The organism is Bacillus sp. GBSW19, assembly GCF_002998655.1.
Classification (GTDB): domain Bacteria; phylum Bacillota; class Bacilli; order Bacillales; family Bacillaceae; genus Bacillus.
The window spans coordinates 1107600-1123422 of sequence record NZ_PVRF01000001.1 but is presented as its reverse complement, the minus strand read 5'-3'; the positions used below and the strand labels follow the sequence as shown (position 1 = coordinate 1123422).

The following is a 15823-nucleotide window of genomic DNA, read 5'->3' as shown; positions in this document are numbered from 1 at the left end:
ATGAAAAAAATAGTCTGGATCATTTCATCCGTTGTGGCTCTCGTTTTGCTCATTGGCATCATCAGTTTTACGTGGATTTATCAGATTGCCATGGGACAAAAAGAACAAGGTCATGAGGCGGCGATTGAACGAGCAAAAAAACAAGCAAACATCGTACAAGTGGAGCAAGTGGAAACCTTTGTCGGGAAAGAAAAACAATTTATTGTTGAAGGGAAAAACAAACAAAATGAAACAACCTATGTTTGGGTACCTGCCAGCAATAAAGAAAAAGTGATCGCAAAAAAAGCAAAAGAAGGCATTACCTCAAATCAAGCAGTACAAGCCGTTCAAAAGGAGAACACTGTATCTAAGCTAAAGGACGTTCAATTAGCAAGAGAAGGTGACGTACTCCTTTGGGAAGTGACGTACTTAAATGAGAACAATCAATACAGCTTCAGCTATGTCGACTTCTCGACAGGACATGTGGAAAAAAATGTAACGCCGTAGTTTCTCCTGTCTTGCGTTGACCATGCTGATTTAGAACGGTTATAATAAAATGTATGAAAAAAGATTCACACCTGTCGAAAAGGTGAGCTTCTTTCTGGCTTTGGAGGGAATTATGTTGAAAACAACGATTAATCAAGTGTTCAAACATGTCGATGAAGATGTAACCATCGGCGCATGGATTGCCAATAAACGTTCAAGCGGTAAAATTGCATTCTTGCAGCTGCGTGACGGGACAGGCTTTATTCAAGGAGTCGTAGTAAAAGCAGAAGTGGAAGAGGAAGTCTTTAAGCTTGCGAAATCAGTCACTCAAGAAACATCTGTCTATGTGACAGGACAAGTGACAAAAGACGAGCGTTCACCTCTTGGTTTTGAATTGCAAGTGAAATCCATTGAAGTGATTCACGAAGCAACTGACTATCCAATTACACCAAAAGAGCATGGAACAGAATTCTTAATGGATCACCGTCATTTATGGCTTCGTTCTAAAAAGCAGCATGCCATTATGAAAATTCGTAACGAAATTATTCGTGCTACATATGAATTCTTCCATCAAGAAGGTTTCGTGAAAGTAGATCCGCCAATTTTAACTGGAAGTGCACCTGAGGGCACAACGGAGCTGTTTGCGACGAAATATTTTGATGAAGATGCGTACCTTTCTCAAAGTGGACAGCTTTACATGGAAGCTGCGGCAATGGCACTCGGAAAAGTATTCTCATTTGGCCCAACATTTAGAGCTGAAAAATCTAAAACAAAACGTCATTTAATTGAGTTTTGGATGATCGAGCCTGAGATGGCTTTTGTCGAATTTAATGAAAACCTTGAGTATCAAGAACATTATGTGACTCATGTTGTTCAAAGTGTACTTGAAAACTGTAAAGTTGAACTGCATACACTTGGCCGTGATACAGCAAAATTAGAAAACATCAAAGCACCATTCCCGCGCATCACTTACGATGAAGCGATTAAATTCTTGCAGGAAAAAGGCTTTGACGATATTGAATGGGGAGATGACTTCGGTGCGCCTCACGAAACAGCGATCGCTGAAAGCTACGATAAACCAGTGTTTATCACTCATTACCCAACATCATTAAAACCATTTTACATGCAGCCTGCACCGGATCGTGATGATGTCGTCCTTTGTGCAGACTTGATTGCACCAGAAGGCTACGGAGAGATCATTGGCGGTTCTGAGCGTGTGCATGATCTAGAGCTGCTTGAAGCAAGATTGAAAGAACATGGGCTAGATCAAGAAACTTACAAATGGTACACAGAATTAAGACAATATGGTTCTGTACCGCATTCAGGTTTTGGTCTTGGACTTGAACGTACAGTTGCTTGGATTAGTGGAGCGCCGCATGTGCGTGAAACCATTCCTTTCCCAAGATTATTAAACCGTTTATATCCTTAAGACGTGAAAGCCTCCAACATATGGAGGCTTTTTCAAACGTTTTTTGAAGGGGCACGTGAAATAAAACGTGATATACTTAAACTGAAGAGGTGTATCCGATGAATAGGCAGCAATTTATTAATATGCAGCAAATGGGTTCGACCAGTTTGCCTAATTTGCTGATTGCTCATTATGAGCAGTTAGGACTGAATGAATCACAAATGATGGTGATGCTCAAGATTAAAATGAATGAAGAACAAGGTGTTTTCTTTCAAACATTTGAAGAGCTGTCCCATGGCATGACCATTTCAGCTGAAGAGTGTGCGTATATGGTTCAGCATTTAATTCAAAAGGGATTTATTTCGATTCAGCCGTTTGAGGACGGGTCTGGTATTCAGCATGACCGCTACTCAGTTGAGCCTTTATGGGGCGTACTGTATGACTTTTTAGAAGCAAAACAAGCAAAGGAAGGTCAAAAACTTCATGTGCAGGCTGAAAAGTCTTTATATGCTCTATTTGAAGATGAATTTGGCAGACCGCTGTCTCCTCTTGAAGGAGAAACACTCTCGATCTGGATGGATCAAGACCATCATGATGCTGAAATGATTCGCCTAGCGTTAAGAGAAGCGGTTTTATCAGGAAAATTAAATTTCCGTTATATCGACCGAATTCTGTTTGAGTGGAAAAAGAAAGGGCTGAAAACAGCGGAAGAAGCAAAAGAGCATAGCCAGCATTTCCGTTCTCAGCAAAAAGCGCCACCTTCAAAAGAAGAGACGTCAACATATAAACGACAAGTTCCTTTTTATAATTGGCTGGAACAATAACCAATAAAGGAGAAGTCATGTTATCAAAAAAACAAATCAATGAATGTTTAGATATTATAGGAGATATGTTTCCAGAGGCTGAGTGTGAGCTTGTTCATTCCAATCCATTTGAACTTGTGATCGCTGTGGCACTCTCTGCGCAGTGTACAGACGTGCTTGTCAACAAAGTCACCAAAACGTTATTTCAAAAATATCAAACACCAGAAGACTATTTAAGTGTACCGCTTGAAGAATTGCAGCAAGATATTCGTTCGATTGGCCTTTATCGCAATAAAGCTAAAAACATTCAAAAGTTGAGTAAAATGCTGATTGAAGAATATGGCGGTGAAGTACCAAAGGATCGGGACGAGCTTGTGAAGCTTCCTGGGGTGGGCCGGAAAACAGCAAATGTCGTCGTATCTGTCGCTTTTGGAGTGCCGGCCATTGCTGTAGATACACACGTAGAACGAGTTAGTAAGCGTCTTGGGATTTGCCGGTGGAAGGATTCTGTTCTTGAAGTAGAGCAAACCTTAATGAAAAAGGTGCCAGAAGAAGATTGGTCTGTGACGCATCACCGCCTAATCTTTTTTGGCAGATATCACTGCAAGGCGCAGCGGCCGCAGTGCGAGTCCTGTCCGCTTCTTGATATGTGTAGAGAAGGGCAGAAGAGGCTGAAAAAAGGATTGGTGAAGCTGGCATGAGCGGGGCAGCTGTTTTTACCTCATATGTCGAAAAGCTAAAAGGGAAAAAGGTAGAGATGAAAGGCGATCGAGTAGACATACTTAGAGATAATCCACTCGCATATGATCTATCATCAGAACTTTTAACAGATGAGCTTCCATGGCAGAAAACAGAAGAATTTGTTCCTGTGATGTTCGAACTGTGGAATGAATTAAAAGAAAAAATGCTTCCTCGTTTTCAAACAAGAAAGTCCCGGTGTGAAGAAGATGATATGCTGCAAGGTATTGTCAGTATGATTGCGATGTTTTACTGGATCAAAGGGGAGAGACTTCAAACGCTTGAATGGGAACATATCAAGCAAGAGACTTTTCCTGTAGCTCCAATTAATTGGACAGAACGTTTAGAGTTCATTTTGCTAAAACCAACTCAATATCATTGCTTTATTCAACTGGACGAGCTATACACGGAACTAAAAAAGCAGTATGGAAAACATGAAGCACTTAAAAAGATCAGACAAAACCGTTAAAAAAAGCACTTGCCATATGGGCAAGTGCTTTTTCATTATTCATTTTCTTTTCGACTAGGAGAATTTGATTGCGAATTTGAGCTTTGAGAGTTTGTTTTCGCATCATCTTTCTTTTTATCTTTATTGTCAGTTTGTGAGTTCCCATTTGTACTGTCTGAGCCATCATCGGAAGAACCATTATTTCCATTTTCCGTATTTCCGCCTTGATCCTGATCCTTATCCTTATCTTGATCTTGATCTTTTTTATCATCTGGCTTTTGCTCGTCAGTGCCTGGGGGTTGATTTTTGTTATCGTCAGTCTGGTCTGTCTGCTCGTCGTCAGGCTGCTGCGGTTCTTCTTCTTCTTTATTCTCATCATCTGCTTTTTCTTCCTCATCTTCATCATCCTTGATGGTGAGGAAGGTAGAAGCTGCTTTACTTGTGACATCCTCTACAGTGGCTGTCACTTGGAATTTATAAGTAGAGCCAGGCTTCACATCAGAGATGACCGCTTCTTTAGAAGAACTGTTTTGAATCTCTTTATAGCCGCCATTATCAACTGCTTGTTTCACATTAAATGTAGCATCTGCGTCGTCATCATAGCCCCAAGACAGTGTGATGGATTTTTTCTCTTCATCATACACCGCTTTTAAGTCAGAAGGCTTATCGGCTTCTTTTTTCTCATATGTGTCAGACACTTTTGTCGGAACCGTTCCTTTGACAAAGTATTCTGTTGTCTTCTTATCGCTCGGTGTATTTGGTCCGGCTAATTTCGCTGGATCCGATCCTTTTTCAACCGTAGCTTCAACGACACTGTCTGGTTTTTCAAATGAGCCGCTTCCATCATCAATTTGAGAAATTAATCGCTGGAAGACGAGTTTGGCAACACGCTGTTCATAATTTGTGAGCCATATTTTGCCGTCCGCATCTTTTGAGTTACCAATTCCAGTCCAAACGGCTGCTGTATATTGCGGCGTATAACCAACAAACCACGAATCTTTCGCACCGCCAGAAGGAATATTGTGTTTATTAATATCATCTTGTTCAAAGTTCGTTGTACCTGTTTTACCAGCTACTTGAACGTTTGGTACTTGTGCAAGTGTCCCAGTTCCAGATTGGACAGCAGTTTTTAGCATATCTGTGACCATAAATGCTGTGTAATCACTCATAGCCGCTTTGGAATCTGGCGTAAGGTCAAGCTTTGTACCGTCATTAAATTCAACAGACGTGACAGCATGCGGTTCGTTATAGTATCCGTTATTACCGAATGCACTAAATGCACCTGCCATTTTTAATGAAGACACACCATCTCCAAATCCACCAATTGAATAAGACTCTGGAATATCAGAAGGTAAGTCCATGCCTAAATTATTGGCAAATTGAGCTGCATTAGTTGAACCAGCTTCTTGGAATGCTTTGAGTGCAGGGATGTTACGTGATTGTGCCAAAGCACTTCTCATGGACATTTTCCCTAAATGTCTTCTGTCAAAGTTATTAATCGGTGTACCATCTGAGTACGTATATGGCGCATCATCAATTTGCTGATACGTAGACCATTTTTTGTTTTCAATGACAGGACCGTAATCTAAAATTGGTTTGATTGTTGAACCTGGCTGACGTTTTGCATCTGTCGCATAGTTAAAGCCGCCGGCTGGTACATCACGTCCACCGCCAATAGCTCGGATTTCGCCATTTTTCGTATCAAGCAGGGTGACACCCGCCTGCATACCTTTCGTAAAACCAACTGAATCCCCATTGATAATATCATCTAGGTGATCCTGTGCTTTTCGATCGAGTGAAGTATAGATTTTTAATCCATCTGTTGATACATCCACTTTGGCTTTTTTCTGTACTTCTTCCATGACTTCTTCAATATAAGCAGAGTACTTACTTGAGTTCTGGCTCTTATATTTATCAGCTGAGACGACCGTCTTGCTGACAGGGGTAGCTTTTGCATCCTCATAGTCTTTCTCTGAAATGTAGCCTTGTTTTTTCATGAGGCCTAAAACGATATTACGGCGTTTTTCCGCTGCCTCGGGATTTTTCACTGGGTTATAGGCAGAAGGACTTTGCGGCATACCTGCAAGTGTGGCAGCCTGTGCAACAGTTAGTTTATTTAAATCTGTCACGCCGAAAAATTGTTCTGCCGCTTTCCCAACACCATAAGCATAAGGCGAGAAGAAAATACGGTTTAAATACATTTCTAAAATTTCATCTTTAGAGTATTTTTGCTCAAGCTGAATCGAGAGCCATACTTCCTGTACTTTACGTTTTAACGTTTTTTGATTGTTAAGTAGAGAGTTTTTCACAACTTGCTGTGTAATCGTACTTCCACCTTCAGCTCCAAAGCCGTCCTCGACGTTTGCGACAAGGGCACCGCCGATACGGATTGGATCAATCCCGTGGTGTTTATAAAAACGTGCATCTTCAGTTGCAATAAATGCTTCTTTTACCACATCGGGTATATCTTTAATCGAGACATACGTTCTTTTTTCCGCACCTACTTCTGCAAACACTTTCTTGTCTTTGTCATAAAGCTTTGAAGAATACGGTGTTTTGAGCTTACTATCATCAATAGAAGGAGCGCTTGATGCAAAAACGGCAAAAGTTGTGATTCCGGCAACTACACAAAGAAGACCGATCACGAGTAAAGATAAAAATATTTTTTTAAATAGACCTGCTTTCTTTTTGCCTTTTTTGTTCTTTTGCTTCTTATTGTTTTCTTGACTTGCTTTACGTCGCTGTTCACGACTTGTAAATTGATCAGACATCACATCTCAACCTTTCGTGTTAAACCTTTTTCGAACGTCATTGCTACTCACTTTCATCCGAAAAATGAAGTGTCTCCACTACTTTAATATAATCAATTCTTGGCGAATATCCAAGTGTCATTAAGTGGCCAGCTTCCATTAATTCGTCTTTGCTAATGGATTTCCGGCCGTTTTGCTGCTGCCGCTCCCAGAAGAAAAAGAGATCTGAAGCGGACAAATAATAAACGGAGCCAAATGCGGATATAATAACGAAACAAATACCGCCTTGCTTTTCTACCTGTTTCATATGCTCAATTTGATGATCGTGAAAATTTTTGAGTGGAAACGAGGTGGTGCTTTTGGTTTCCTTTGCTTCAAAATCGATATAGCGCCCTTTGTACACTCCATTATAGTCTGTTGTGGATGATTGTTTAAAATAGGCTTCTTTGATAACAGCAGCGCTTCTTTTTGGATAATCCACATTCACAATCTGAACGGGGGTAGGCTTTTTATGAATGACTGCGATCCCGTTGACCAAATAGTACTGGTTGGTTTCATTTAAGTCAGCCTCAAGCGTCATCCCGCGGTTACTATAAGAGGATTCGCCGCTGATTCTTTTTTTTGTCCCAATTTGTTGAATGGGCTGATACGATTTTCCGTTTGGATACCGAATCATCAAGTTTCAGCCTCCTTTTAATGCATTTTGTATTGGAGAGATTACTATGTTGTCACAAGAAGAGCACATCATCACTCAGTATATATTGCGTGAAACGAAAGCAAAAAATAAAGACAACCTGACGAGGACAAATGCTTACAAACGCTTTTATGACCGCCATCCAGAGATGAAATGGTCGCTGCTTGCTTCCTTTGTCTCGAGAAATGCTGGATGGTCTATGACGGATCTTAAGGGTGAGCTCTTCCATCCAGGTTTAACAGATCAGCAGGGGCACCTTTTTTTCACAGCATATGAAAGAGCGAATTGGCTGATCTTTTCGGATGCTTACCCTCAGCTTCTTTTGTATGAATGGTCTAAGCGATGCAGCAAACCCTTGTTCCATCTGCTTCCATATTTTTCTGTTTCTCGTTTTATGAGCACTGAGTGGGAACGTTTTTGGCTAAAGGGTGACACAGAGCGCCTGCTTTATGCACTCATCATAAATGAACAATATACTATACAATCTCCTATTATACAAAATCCTCTTCTGAAAAAGAATGTTTTTCACTCGATTCAATATCTGTTCAGCGAGTGGGGACATTTCCAAACCGTTGTTTTTCCAACGGTGGACGGGCATTTGTACGGGTTAACCATACGGAAGTTTTCCCGCGTAAAGGAGCGTATTACATTAGGAAAAAAACTAGCGAAACTATTATTTCGAGCCGATTTATTTTCGGATTTTTATCATTTTTTGCATACCGTTCCGCATACCGGATCACGGTTTGATTTTGAGCCGTTTTTAGGGATCGCTAGGAGGTCAACACCTTTTCTTCGAACAGTTTATCCGGTGATGACACATTCATTAGACGATCAAAGGGACGATTGGTTTCAAAAGAAATTGAGCCCATCCTTATTTGATGCAGAAACGTTACCAAAACAAATTGAGCTGACCGACTGGTATTTTCATAAAAAAAGACAGCTTCGTTTTCTTTTCTCATTAGAGCACTATTTTTTGCATAAATAAAAAGCAGGGGGTACCTGCTTTTTTTACGTGGATGGTCGATTAGGACCGCCGAGCTTTTTATCAAGCTGATCTGTACTGTTTTCTTTCCCTTTTGGCTTTTGCTCTTTTGGTGTTGGCTGCTTTTTCATGAAATCTACCTCCTTTGTCCTTAGAATTTACACAATCGGACACAATCATACAAAGAAGGACAAGCATATGTCGAAAAGGAAGAAATAGCGCTCATCTACACTTAGATTGGCGATTTGCTTCTAGTTTTGTCATGTGTGAAGGAGGGTGTGAAAGAAAAGAGAATGTAACGAGAGACGATAAAGGAGGAATCTGATGATGAGCGAATTTGTATCAAAAGAATCCATTATGCAGTTATTAGAGGAAATCGAGCGGAAAATTGATGCGGTGGAAGAAGAACTGTCTCTTGCTGTGAACCAAACAAAACGTGCAGCCATAGAGGAGCAAGAACAAATGATAGACCGGCTTGAATCAGAAGTAAAGGACTGTGAAGTGAAGATTCACGCGGCTGAGTATAAACTGGCGGCAAGACCGGCATATCACGCCGGATAGCTTTTCTATTTGAGCAATAAGTAAACGTTTGATAGGATGGTTCATAGAGGTGAACATTTTGGATAATCAAACATTACTTGAACATACACAAGATCTGAGAATATGGACCGAAGAGGCGTATGAGCAGTACCAAAAGGGAAAGGCTGAAGAGGAATACCCCGTATATGATTTTCACACGGACATTCAGCCGGCCGTTGAGACATTTGATCAGAAAATGGAAGAGTGGCTCACTGCTGCGATCTCGTTTATTCATCTGGTCAAACCTAGATATTTACACCAAGAACAGCTTGAAGCCGTCAAAGAAAATGGAAAAGAGGTTGTCCTGCAATCTTATTTTGGCAAACAGCATGCACCCCGTGTGAAAAATTTAGTTGAGTCAGTGATTTACACACTGAACCTTTTAATAGAAGAAATCAACAAGCGCAGCTGAAGACATATGCTGCGTTTTTCTTATGGCTGCTTTAGGCACATCTTCTGTTCTTGATCATAATATATGAGTGACATCACTATGTGTTGAGAGCGAGAGGAGCGAGATATATGATCCCTTATTCAAACCAGCAGCCTTATGAATTCAATCCATTCAATCGAGGGCCTTTTCCGTATCCAGATATGCAGCAGCAGCCTCCGCAGCCTCCAGAATATTTCATGCCGCCACATCAAGGTGGAATGAGCCAGGCACCATCTGCTGTCTATCAGCCGCCTTATGGATACCAAGAAAATGTGCCGCCTTTTCATCCGCCTGAAGCGATCAATCAACCCCAGATGCCGCCACCAGGCATGATGCCCATGCAGCAGCCTATGAACCCTTATCCTTTGCCAAGACCGCAAAAACAGCAATCATCTCAATTTAAAAGTGTGCTGTCACAATTCAAAAAAACGAATGGACAATACGACTTTAACAAAATGTTTGATACAGCTGGGCAAATGATGAGTACGATGAATCAAGTAGGTTCATTAGCGAAAGGATTTACAAGCATTTTTAAAGCATAGTTAAAACCCAATAGATGGACCTATTGGGTAGTTTGCTTTGGTGCCGTCACACGAAGCGTTTGATCTTTCCACACGCTCTTCATGTTCGTTTCATCTATTTTTGCCGGCATTAAAATGGTTTTGGTAAAGCTCGAATACGAGGAAGTTGTATCCGTTTTGATTGTTTCCTGCACGGATAAGTGTAAATATTGGGCTTTTACTTCTAGCGCGATATCCCCTTCGACAAAATGGTCGGGAAATTGGATCTCGATATACACAAACTGCTCATCCTCTGTCACATCGGTCGTAATCGATGCAAGTGAATGTGATGTGGTCATGAGCGCCTCCGCACTATTTATTATCTCGTGAAACGGGGAGGATGCGAAAAATTGTTCAATCGCTTCATTGAGAATATCTTCATTTGCCAGCAATTCATGTTTCTTTTCGCCTTCATGTTTCATTTGAATCACCTCTCATCTACAGCCTATGCAGAAAGGGCTCAGGCGGTTATCAATTGATGAGAGGAAAAAATTATGATTAAATAGTGTTGAATGAAGCAAGGTGTATGAGCGCAGCGTTTCATACGCGGAATAGAACTAGAAGCAAAGCTTGAAGGGAGCAATTGACATTGCTGAAAAAATTATTCGGTTTCGGAAAAAACCAAGATGATGTAAAGGAAGAAATCATTTATTCTCCAGCTGATGGAGAGTTAATGGATATGACGGATGTACCAGACCCTGTTTTTTCTCAAAAGATGATGGGAGACGGCGTAGCAGTAAAACCAAAAAGTGGCACGATTGTGTCACCAGTAGAGGGTGAAATCATCCAGCTCTTCCATACAAAACATGCAATTGGCATTCGAACACTCTCAGGGCTTGAGCTTCTGATTCATATCGGGCTTGAAACAGTGGGGTTAAATGGTGAAGGATTTGAAGCGCACATAAAAGAAGGGGATAAAGTGAAGATCGGTGACCCTCTCATTACGTGTGATTTAGAACTGATTGAAGAGAAAGCGGCAAGTACAGTGACTCCGATTGTCATTATGAATGGTGACTTGATCGAGCATCTTGATAAAGAACCAAAGGGACCTGTGGAAAAACAGACTTCTAAGCTTTTTACCGTTAAACTAAAATAATCAGGACACAAAAAAAAACTACCCAATCGTATGAGGGTAGTTTTTTTGATGACATTAATCTTCCATCGGAACCCAGCCTTGACTCGCTTCCATGACAGACCACAATCCTTCTGGAATCAAATACTTATCTTTTTGGCTGCGTTTAATGACAGTTTCAATCTCGCTTTCTCTGCCTTCTTTAATCTTCTTTGCCCAATCTGGGTCGACGATCAGCTCTCGTGCGACAGCGATAAGCGGAATTCCTTGATTATAAGCACTTAGTGCATCTTCGGCTGTAATGACGCTGCCCACACCGATGAGCGGAAGGGTATCGCCGCAGCGTTCTTTTAGCAGCTCCATACGTGTTTTATGAGTATCTGCACCACGTCTTGCTTTAGAGTCAATCTCCATTAAAGAGATATGCAAATAATCGAGGTTTTTTGTTTTGAGAACATCCACTAAGGTAAACGTCTCTGTCATTGTTAAACCAGGTGTTTCTGGTTCTTCTGGGGATAATCGATATCCAAAGATAAACGGTTTTGTTGCATGCTTTTCGATTGCCTCTTTGACTGCATCCACAATAGCGATAGGGAAGGCTAGACGCTTTTCTTCATTTCCTCCCCACTGATCTGTCCGCTGATTGCTATGCGGAGAGTAAAATTGCTGTAATAGATAACCATTTGCACCGTGGATTTCCACGCCGTCAAACCCTGCTTGAACCGCTCGTCTTGCCGCTTCTTTAAAAGAGTCAATGATATGGACAATTTCCTCTTCTTTTAAAGCGCGTGCAATCTGCTTTCCATCTTTAAACACATCACTTGGCGCAACCACATCACCGTTTGGAACTAAGTGAGGGAGAGCCTGAGAACCGCCGTGATGAATTTGAATGATGGCTTTTGTTCCCTTTGCCTGAATCGCAGAAGCAAGTTTTTTCAGGCCAGGTATATCTTCATCTCTTGCAATAGAAGGCTGTCCTTCAAATGCCTTACCATCTGGAGTCACGTTTGCACATGCTGTGATCACCATGCCCATATCACTTGATCTAGCTGTAATGAAATCAATTTCCTCTTTAGAAATGGTGCCATCCTCGTGAGAACCGAAGTGTGTCATTGGCGCAACGACTAACCGGCCATCAATAGACGCACCTCCTGGAAACGTAAATGGTTCAAATAAAGGCTTAAATTCGTTTTTCACTCTCATCATCTTCTTCCTTGATAAAATCATTTCACTATAGAAGTGTAATAGATACTGTTACAACACTTCAAAGTATTTGCTCATAGGCTGCGCATCAAAAAATTGCCGCCTAGTCATGCAAACAAATATTCGGTACACTATGTAAGAGAGGTGATGCGATATGAAAAAGAAAACAATGAACGAACTCATAGAAGAATTAAAGAAAGACGAACAGGTAGAACATTGGCATGAAATTGATGCGAAGCCTGCACAGACCTCTCCGATTCCTGAAAGAGTGAACGACAGGCTGAAAAAGGCGCTTGAGAAACGAGGCGTGAGCGAACTCTACATTCATCAAAAGGAAGCCTTTGAACGTGTGATGGATGGAGATCATGTGGTAACTGTCACACCAACAGCTTCAGGTAAAACGCTTTGCTACAATTTGCCTGTCCTTCAGTCGATCGCAGAAGATCAGACAAGCCGCTCCCTTTATTTATTCCCAACAAAAGCGCTCGCACAAGATCAAAAAAGTGAACTTAACGAGATCATCCACGAGATGGATGTTCCGATTCATAGTGAAACATATGACGGAGACACCTCTCCGGCCATTCGGCAGCGAGTCAGACAAGCAGGACATATTGTCATCACAAACCCGGATATGCTGCATTCAGCCATTTTGCCTCATCATACGAAATGGGTCAGCTTGTTTGAGAATTTGAAGTATATTGTCATTGATGAGCTTCATACATATCGAGGTGTATTTGGCAGTCATGTGGCCAATGTGATTCGCAGGTTAAAACGAATTTGTGCATTTTATGGAAGTGAACCGGTTTTTATTTGTACTTCCGCAACGATTGCGAATCCAAAAGAGCTAGCGCAGCAGCTAACGGGGAGCAAGGTGCATCTGATTGAACGAAACGGGGCACCTAGCGGTAAAAAGAATTTTGTGTTTTACAACCCGCCAGTTGTGAATAAACCATTAAATATTAGACAAAGTGCCGCCACTGTTGTCAATCAATTGGCAAAAACTTTTTTGAAAGAAAAAATCCAAACGATTGTTTTTGCTAGAAGCAGAGTAAGAGTTGAAGTGATTTTAAGCCATATTCAAGAGCTAGTGAAAAAAGAGATCGGCCCAAAATCGATTCGTGGATATCGCGGAGGCTATTTACCAAAAGAGCGGCGCGTGATTGAAAAAGGATTGAGAGAAGGAGACATTCTAGGTGTCGTCAGCACAAACGCACTAGAATTAGGAGTGGATATAGGTCAGCTAAAGGTCTGTATCATGACAGGGTATCCTGGCAGTGTAGCGAGTACATGGCAGCAGGCAGGACGAGCTGGAAGGCGTCATGAGGAAGCACTCATAATTATGGTGGCAAGCTCCTCACCTCTTGATCAATATATTGTCAGACACCCTGAATATTTCTTTAACAGGCCGCCTGAAGCTGCCAGAATCAACCCTGAAAACCTCATTATCTTAGTGGATCATCTAAAATGTGCATCCTACGAGCTTCCGTTTCGGGAGGATGAACAGTTTGGCGGCATGGAGGTAGAAGAGATTTTGCAATACTTACATGAGGAAGGTGTTCTTCATTTTAGCGGGAACCGGTATTATTGGTCAGATCAATCGTTCCCAGCGCATGGCATCAGCCTCCGGTCTGCAAGCCAGGAAAATGTGGTGATTGTGGATCAATCAGATGTGGCGAATGTTCGGATTATTGGAGAGATGGATCGATTCAGTGCGATGACGCTGCTTCATGATGAAGCCATTTATTTACACGAAGGGGTTCAGTATCAAGTGGAAAAGCTAGATTACGAGCATCTGAAGGCTTATGTGAAACAAGTAGATGTAGAATATTATACGGATGCGAATTTAGCTGTTCAACTTAAGGTGCTTGAAATCGATCAGACGACAGAGAAGGAAGCCGTATCTGTTCACTACGGTGATGTGACTGTCAACGCAATGCCGACGATTTTTAAAAAAATCCGGCTAAGTACCGGTGAAAATATCGGCTCTGGACCGATTCACTTGCCGGAAGAAGAAATTCATACGAGTGCTGCTTGGTTTGAATTACATGAAGCAGAGCGGAGATTTGAAGAGAAAACACTTGAACAGCTGCTGCTTGGCATCGCAAATGTTCTTCAGCACATTGTACCTGCTTTTGTGATGTGTGACCGTTCTGATATTCATGTTGTTTCACAAATTAAAGCGGCACATACCGGAAAACCGACGGTCTTTTTATATGACCACTACCCTGGCGGAATCGGCTTAAGCAAGGAAGTACAAGCTCGTTTCGATGAAATAGCAGGCGCAGCCATTCAGCTGATTGAGCGGTGCCGCTGTGAAAATGGCTGTCCATCCTGCATTGGCATGGAAATGAAAGAGGTGAGCGGAAAAAGCAGCATCGTTGAATTGATGTCCGTATTTTAAGGGAAAGGAGGGGGACACCTGCTCATGTCTTTAAAAGGGAAATTAAACAGAATGAAGAAGCACCTATCGCACAATCAGACACATGAAAACCGGCAGAAAACTTTAGAAGGACAACCACAGCCTGTGACTTCAGAAAATATCCCATTTTTAAAAGAATGGGAAACATTAGGTGTATCTCCTTATCACTTTGAGGGTTCCTTTTGTCTGATTCGGGAAGTCACCTATTCATTAGAAGATCAGCATGGGCGCTATTCGTTTGCGGAACTGCCGAAGATCATCGAGGCATGGAACGAAAGCGGCATCCAGCATTCGCTATCGGCTAAAGGGTACGAGCCGCACGAGCTGTTTTTCTTTGATACAGAAACAACAGGATTATCTGGCGGTACGGGAAATATGATTTTCTTGCTTGGACATGCACGTGTCTTTTCCGACAAAGTGGTGGTGAAACAGCACCTGCTCACCAATCCAGGAAATGAAGCGGCTCTGTACAAAAGCTTTCTCGATGAAGTAAACGTAGAATCATTGGTTACATATAATGGTAAATCGTTCGACTGGCCGCAAGTGAAAACGAGACATACGCTCTTACGAGATCAAATCCCTGCACTTCCTGAATTCGGACATTTTGATCTTCTGCACGGATCTAGACGATTGTGGAAGCATAAATATGAACGAATGGCGCTATCCGTTGTGGAAAAAGAAGAGCTGCACGTGCAGCGTGAAAACGACACGCCGGGGTTTTTGGCACCGATGATTTATTTTCATTTTTTAAAGGAACAAAATCCGAAGTTGATTGAAGGGATCTTGACTCATAATGAACTAGACGTCTTATCGTTAATCAGCCTCTACATTCATCTATCCAAAAAAATACTATCTGAGGATGCGGTAAAGGAACACAATGAGAAGTATGCGCTCGCCAGGTGGCATCTTGCTCATCGTGATGTACAGGAAGCAACGAAGCATTTGCAAAAATTAACGGATGCTGATTTTGAGCATGCGAATCAGGCGTCTTATGATCTTTCCTTACAATATAAACGACAAAACGAGTGGGATGAAGCGGTTCAAATATGGGAAAAATTATTTAAATCAAGCGATGTCCATTTAGCATTAAAAGCGGGTATAGAGCTTGCGAAGTGTAAAGAGCATCGTCAAAAAAATGCAAGGTCAGCTCTATCCATCACTGAATCGTTATTATCTTTCTCATCGTTAAGTCAGCGAGACACGGAAGAACTTGAGAAGCGAAAAAAACGGCTCTTGAGAAAAGCTGGGCAATGAACATTATTGCCCGGGAAA

The 15823-nt window shown here is 41.7% G+C and carries 17 protein-coding genes; 12 read left to right on the top strand and 5 right to left on the bottom strand.

The window, feature by feature from the left end; translation table 11 throughout:
• From tseB to C6344_RS05890, 5 genes are all read left to right on the top strand, one after another.
• Complete coding sequence (gene tseB, locus C6344_RS05910; RefSeq protein ID WP_060596725.1) at window positions 1-486, top strand: cell wall elongation/penicillin-binding protein regulator TseB; 486 nt, start codon at window positions 1-3, stop codon at window positions 484-486.
• Between the two features lie 115 nt (window positions 487-601).
• On the top strand, window positions 602-1894 hold the full coding sequence (gene asnS / locus C6344_RS05905) for an asparagine--tRNA ligase (protein WP_095285348.1): 1293 nt from the start codon (window positions 602-604) through the stop codon (window positions 1892-1894).
• Between the two features lie 98 nt (window positions 1895-1992).
• Entirely contained in the window at window positions 1993-2697 is a 705-nt protein-coding gene (locus C6344_RS05900) for a DnaD domain-containing protein (protein WP_034661036.1), read from the top strand.
• 17 nt (window positions 2698-2714) lie between these two features.
• On the top strand, window positions 2715-3377 hold the full coding sequence (nth, locus tag C6344_RS05895) for an endonuclease III (RefSeq protein ID WP_034661035.1): 663 nt from the start codon (window positions 2715-2717) through the stop codon (window positions 3375-3377).
• Window positions 3374-3883, top strand: a complete 510-nt coding sequence (locus C6344_RS05890; protein WP_034661033.1) for a YpoC family protein — start codon at window positions 3374-3376, stop codon at window positions 3881-3883. The genes nth and C6344_RS05890 overlap by 4 nt, the downstream gene beginning before the upstream one ends.
• A 35-nt stretch (window positions 3884-3918) precedes the next feature.
• Here the strand turns inward: C6344_RS05890 and C6344_RS05885 are convergent, their stop codons facing one another.
• Together C6344_RS05885 and recU are read right to left on the bottom strand one after the other, a co-directional pair.
• A complete protein-coding gene (locus tag C6344_RS05885; protein WP_106072824.1) occupies window positions 3919-6633 on the bottom strand; it encodes a PBP1A family penicillin-binding protein in 2715 nt (904 codons plus the stop codon).
• A 43-nt stretch (window positions 6634-6676) separates the two neighbouring features.
• The gene (gene recU, locus C6344_RS05880) at window positions 6677-7288 is read right to left on the bottom strand and encodes a Holliday junction resolvase RecU (RefSeq protein ID WP_060596723.1); all 612 of its coding nucleotides are present in this window, start codon (window positions 7286-7288) and stop codon (window positions 6677-6679) included.
• A gap of 46 nt (window positions 7289-7334) precedes the next feature.
• On the opposite strand from recU, the gene C6344_RS05875 reads away from it, so the two are divergent.
• Complete coding sequence (locus tag C6344_RS05875; protein ID WP_060596722.1) at window positions 7335-8291, top strand: DUF2515 domain-containing protein; 957 nt, start codon at window positions 7335-7337, stop codon at window positions 8289-8291.
• Window positions 8292-8314: 23 nt separating this feature from the next.
• Here C6344_RS05875 and sspM read toward each other — a convergent pair whose 3' ends face one another.
• Window positions 8315-8419 carry an acid-soluble spore protein SspM gene (gene sspM / locus C6344_RS05870; RefSeq protein WP_066030739.1) on the bottom strand — a complete coding sequence of 35 codons (105 nt, stop codon included), beginning with the start codon at window positions 8417-8419 and terminating at the stop codon, window positions 8315-8317.
• A 196-nt stretch (window positions 8420-8615) separates the two neighbouring features.
• Between sspM and C6344_RS05865 the strand changes: the two genes are divergently transcribed.
• The 3 genes from C6344_RS05865 to C6344_RS05855 all read left to right on the top strand — a co-directional run bounded on the left by C6344_RS05865 (window position 8616) and on the right by C6344_RS05855 (window position 9839).
• Window positions 8616-8849 (top strand): DUF5446 family protein, encoded by a 234-nt coding sequence (locus C6344_RS05865; protein WP_223250487.1) that lies wholly within the window; start codon window positions 8616-8618, stop codon window positions 8847-8849.
• Window positions 8850-8907: 58 nt separating this feature from the next.
• Complete coding sequence (locus C6344_RS05860; RefSeq protein ID WP_106071648.1) at window positions 8908-9279, top strand: YppE family protein; 372 nt, start codon at window positions 8908-8910, stop codon at window positions 9277-9279.
• Window positions 9280-9386: 107 nt separating this feature from the next.
• Window positions 9387-9839, top strand: a complete 453-nt coding sequence (locus C6344_RS05855; RefSeq protein ID WP_060596720.1) for a YppG family protein — start codon at window positions 9387-9389, stop codon at window positions 9837-9839.
• A 20-nt stretch (window positions 9840-9859) separates the two neighbouring features.
• Here C6344_RS05855 and C6344_RS05850 read toward each other — a convergent pair whose 3' ends face one another.
• Window positions 9860-10279 carry an Hsp20/alpha crystallin family protein gene (locus tag C6344_RS05850; protein WP_060596719.1) on the bottom strand — a complete coding sequence of 140 codons (420 nt, stop codon included), beginning with the start codon at window positions 10277-10279 and terminating at the stop codon, window positions 9860-9862.
• 167 nt (window positions 10280-10446) lie between these two features.
• Between C6344_RS05850 and C6344_RS05845 the strand changes: the two genes are divergently transcribed.
• Window positions 10447-10953, top strand: a complete 507-nt coding sequence (locus tag C6344_RS05845; RefSeq protein ID WP_060596718.1) for a PTS sugar transporter subunit IIA — start codon at window positions 10447-10449, stop codon at window positions 10951-10953.
• 54 nt (window positions 10954-11007) lie between these two features.
• Here C6344_RS05845 and C6344_RS05840 read toward each other — a convergent pair whose 3' ends face one another.
• Window positions 11008-12126, bottom strand: a complete 1119-nt coding sequence (locus C6344_RS05840; protein ID WP_223250492.1) for an NADH-dependent flavin oxidoreductase — start codon at window positions 12124-12126, stop codon at window positions 11008-11010.
• A gap of 160 nt (window positions 12127-12286) precedes the next feature.
• On the opposite strand from C6344_RS05840, the gene C6344_RS05835 reads away from it, so the two are divergent.
• On the top strand, window positions 12287-14533 hold the full coding sequence (locus C6344_RS05835; RefSeq protein ID WP_106071649.1) for a DEAD/DEAH box helicase: 2247 nt from the start codon (window positions 12287-12289) through the stop codon (window positions 14531-14533).
• 24 nt (window positions 14534-14557) lie between these two features.
• Entirely contained in the window at window positions 14558-15805 is a 1248-nt protein-coding gene (locus C6344_RS05830) for a ribonuclease H-like domain-containing protein (RefSeq protein ID WP_066030741.1), read from the top strand.
• The last annotated feature ends 18 nt before the right edge of the window (window positions 15806-15823 follow it).

Coding starts and splice junctions, on each gene's coding strand:
- tseB (WP_060596725.1), top strand. CDS start 1: ATGAAAAAAATAGTCTGGATCATTTCATCCGTTGTGGCTCTCGTTTTG.
- C6344_RS05900 (WP_034661036.1), top strand. CDS start 1,993: ATGAATAGGCAGCAATTTATTAATATGCAGCAAATGGGTTCGACCAGT.
- nth (WP_034661035.1), top strand. CDS start 2,715: ATGTTATCAAAAAAACAAATCAATGAATGTTTAGATATTATAGGAGAT.
- C6344_RS05890 (WP_034661033.1), top strand. CDS start 3,374: ATGAGCGGGGCAGCTGTTTTTACCTCATATGTCGAAAAGCTAAAAGGG.
- C6344_RS05885 (WP_106072824.1), bottom strand. CDS start 6,633: ATGTCTGATCAATTTACAAGTCGTGAACAGCGACGTAAAGCAAGTCAA.
- recU (WP_060596723.1), bottom strand. CDS start 7,288: ATGATTCGGTATCCAAACGGAAAATCGTATCAGCCCATTCAACAAATT.
- C6344_RS05875 (WP_060596722.1), top strand. CDS start 7,335: ATGTTGTCACAAGAAGAGCACATCATCACTCAGTATATATTGCGTGAA.
- sspM (WP_066030739.1), bottom strand. CDS start 8,419: ATGAAAAAGCAGCCAACACCAAAAGAGCAAAAGCCAAAAGGGAAAGAA.
- C6344_RS05865 (WP_223250487.1), top strand. CDS start 8,616: ATGAGCGAATTTGTATCAAAAGAATCCATTATGCAGTTATTAGAGGAA.
- C6344_RS05855 (WP_060596720.1), top strand. CDS start 9,387: ATGATCCCTTATTCAAACCAGCAGCCTTATGAATTCAATCCATTCAAT.
- C6344_RS05850 (WP_060596719.1), bottom strand. CDS start 10,279: ATGAAACATGAAGGCGAAAAGAAACATGAATTGCTGGCAAATGAAGAT.
- C6344_RS05835 (WP_106071649.1), top strand. CDS start 12,287: ATGAAAAAGAAAACAATGAACGAACTCATAGAAGAATTAAAGAAAGAC.
- C6344_RS05830 (WP_066030741.1), top strand. CDS start 14,558: ATGTCTTTAAAAGGGAAATTAAACAGAATGAAGAAGCACCTATCGCAC.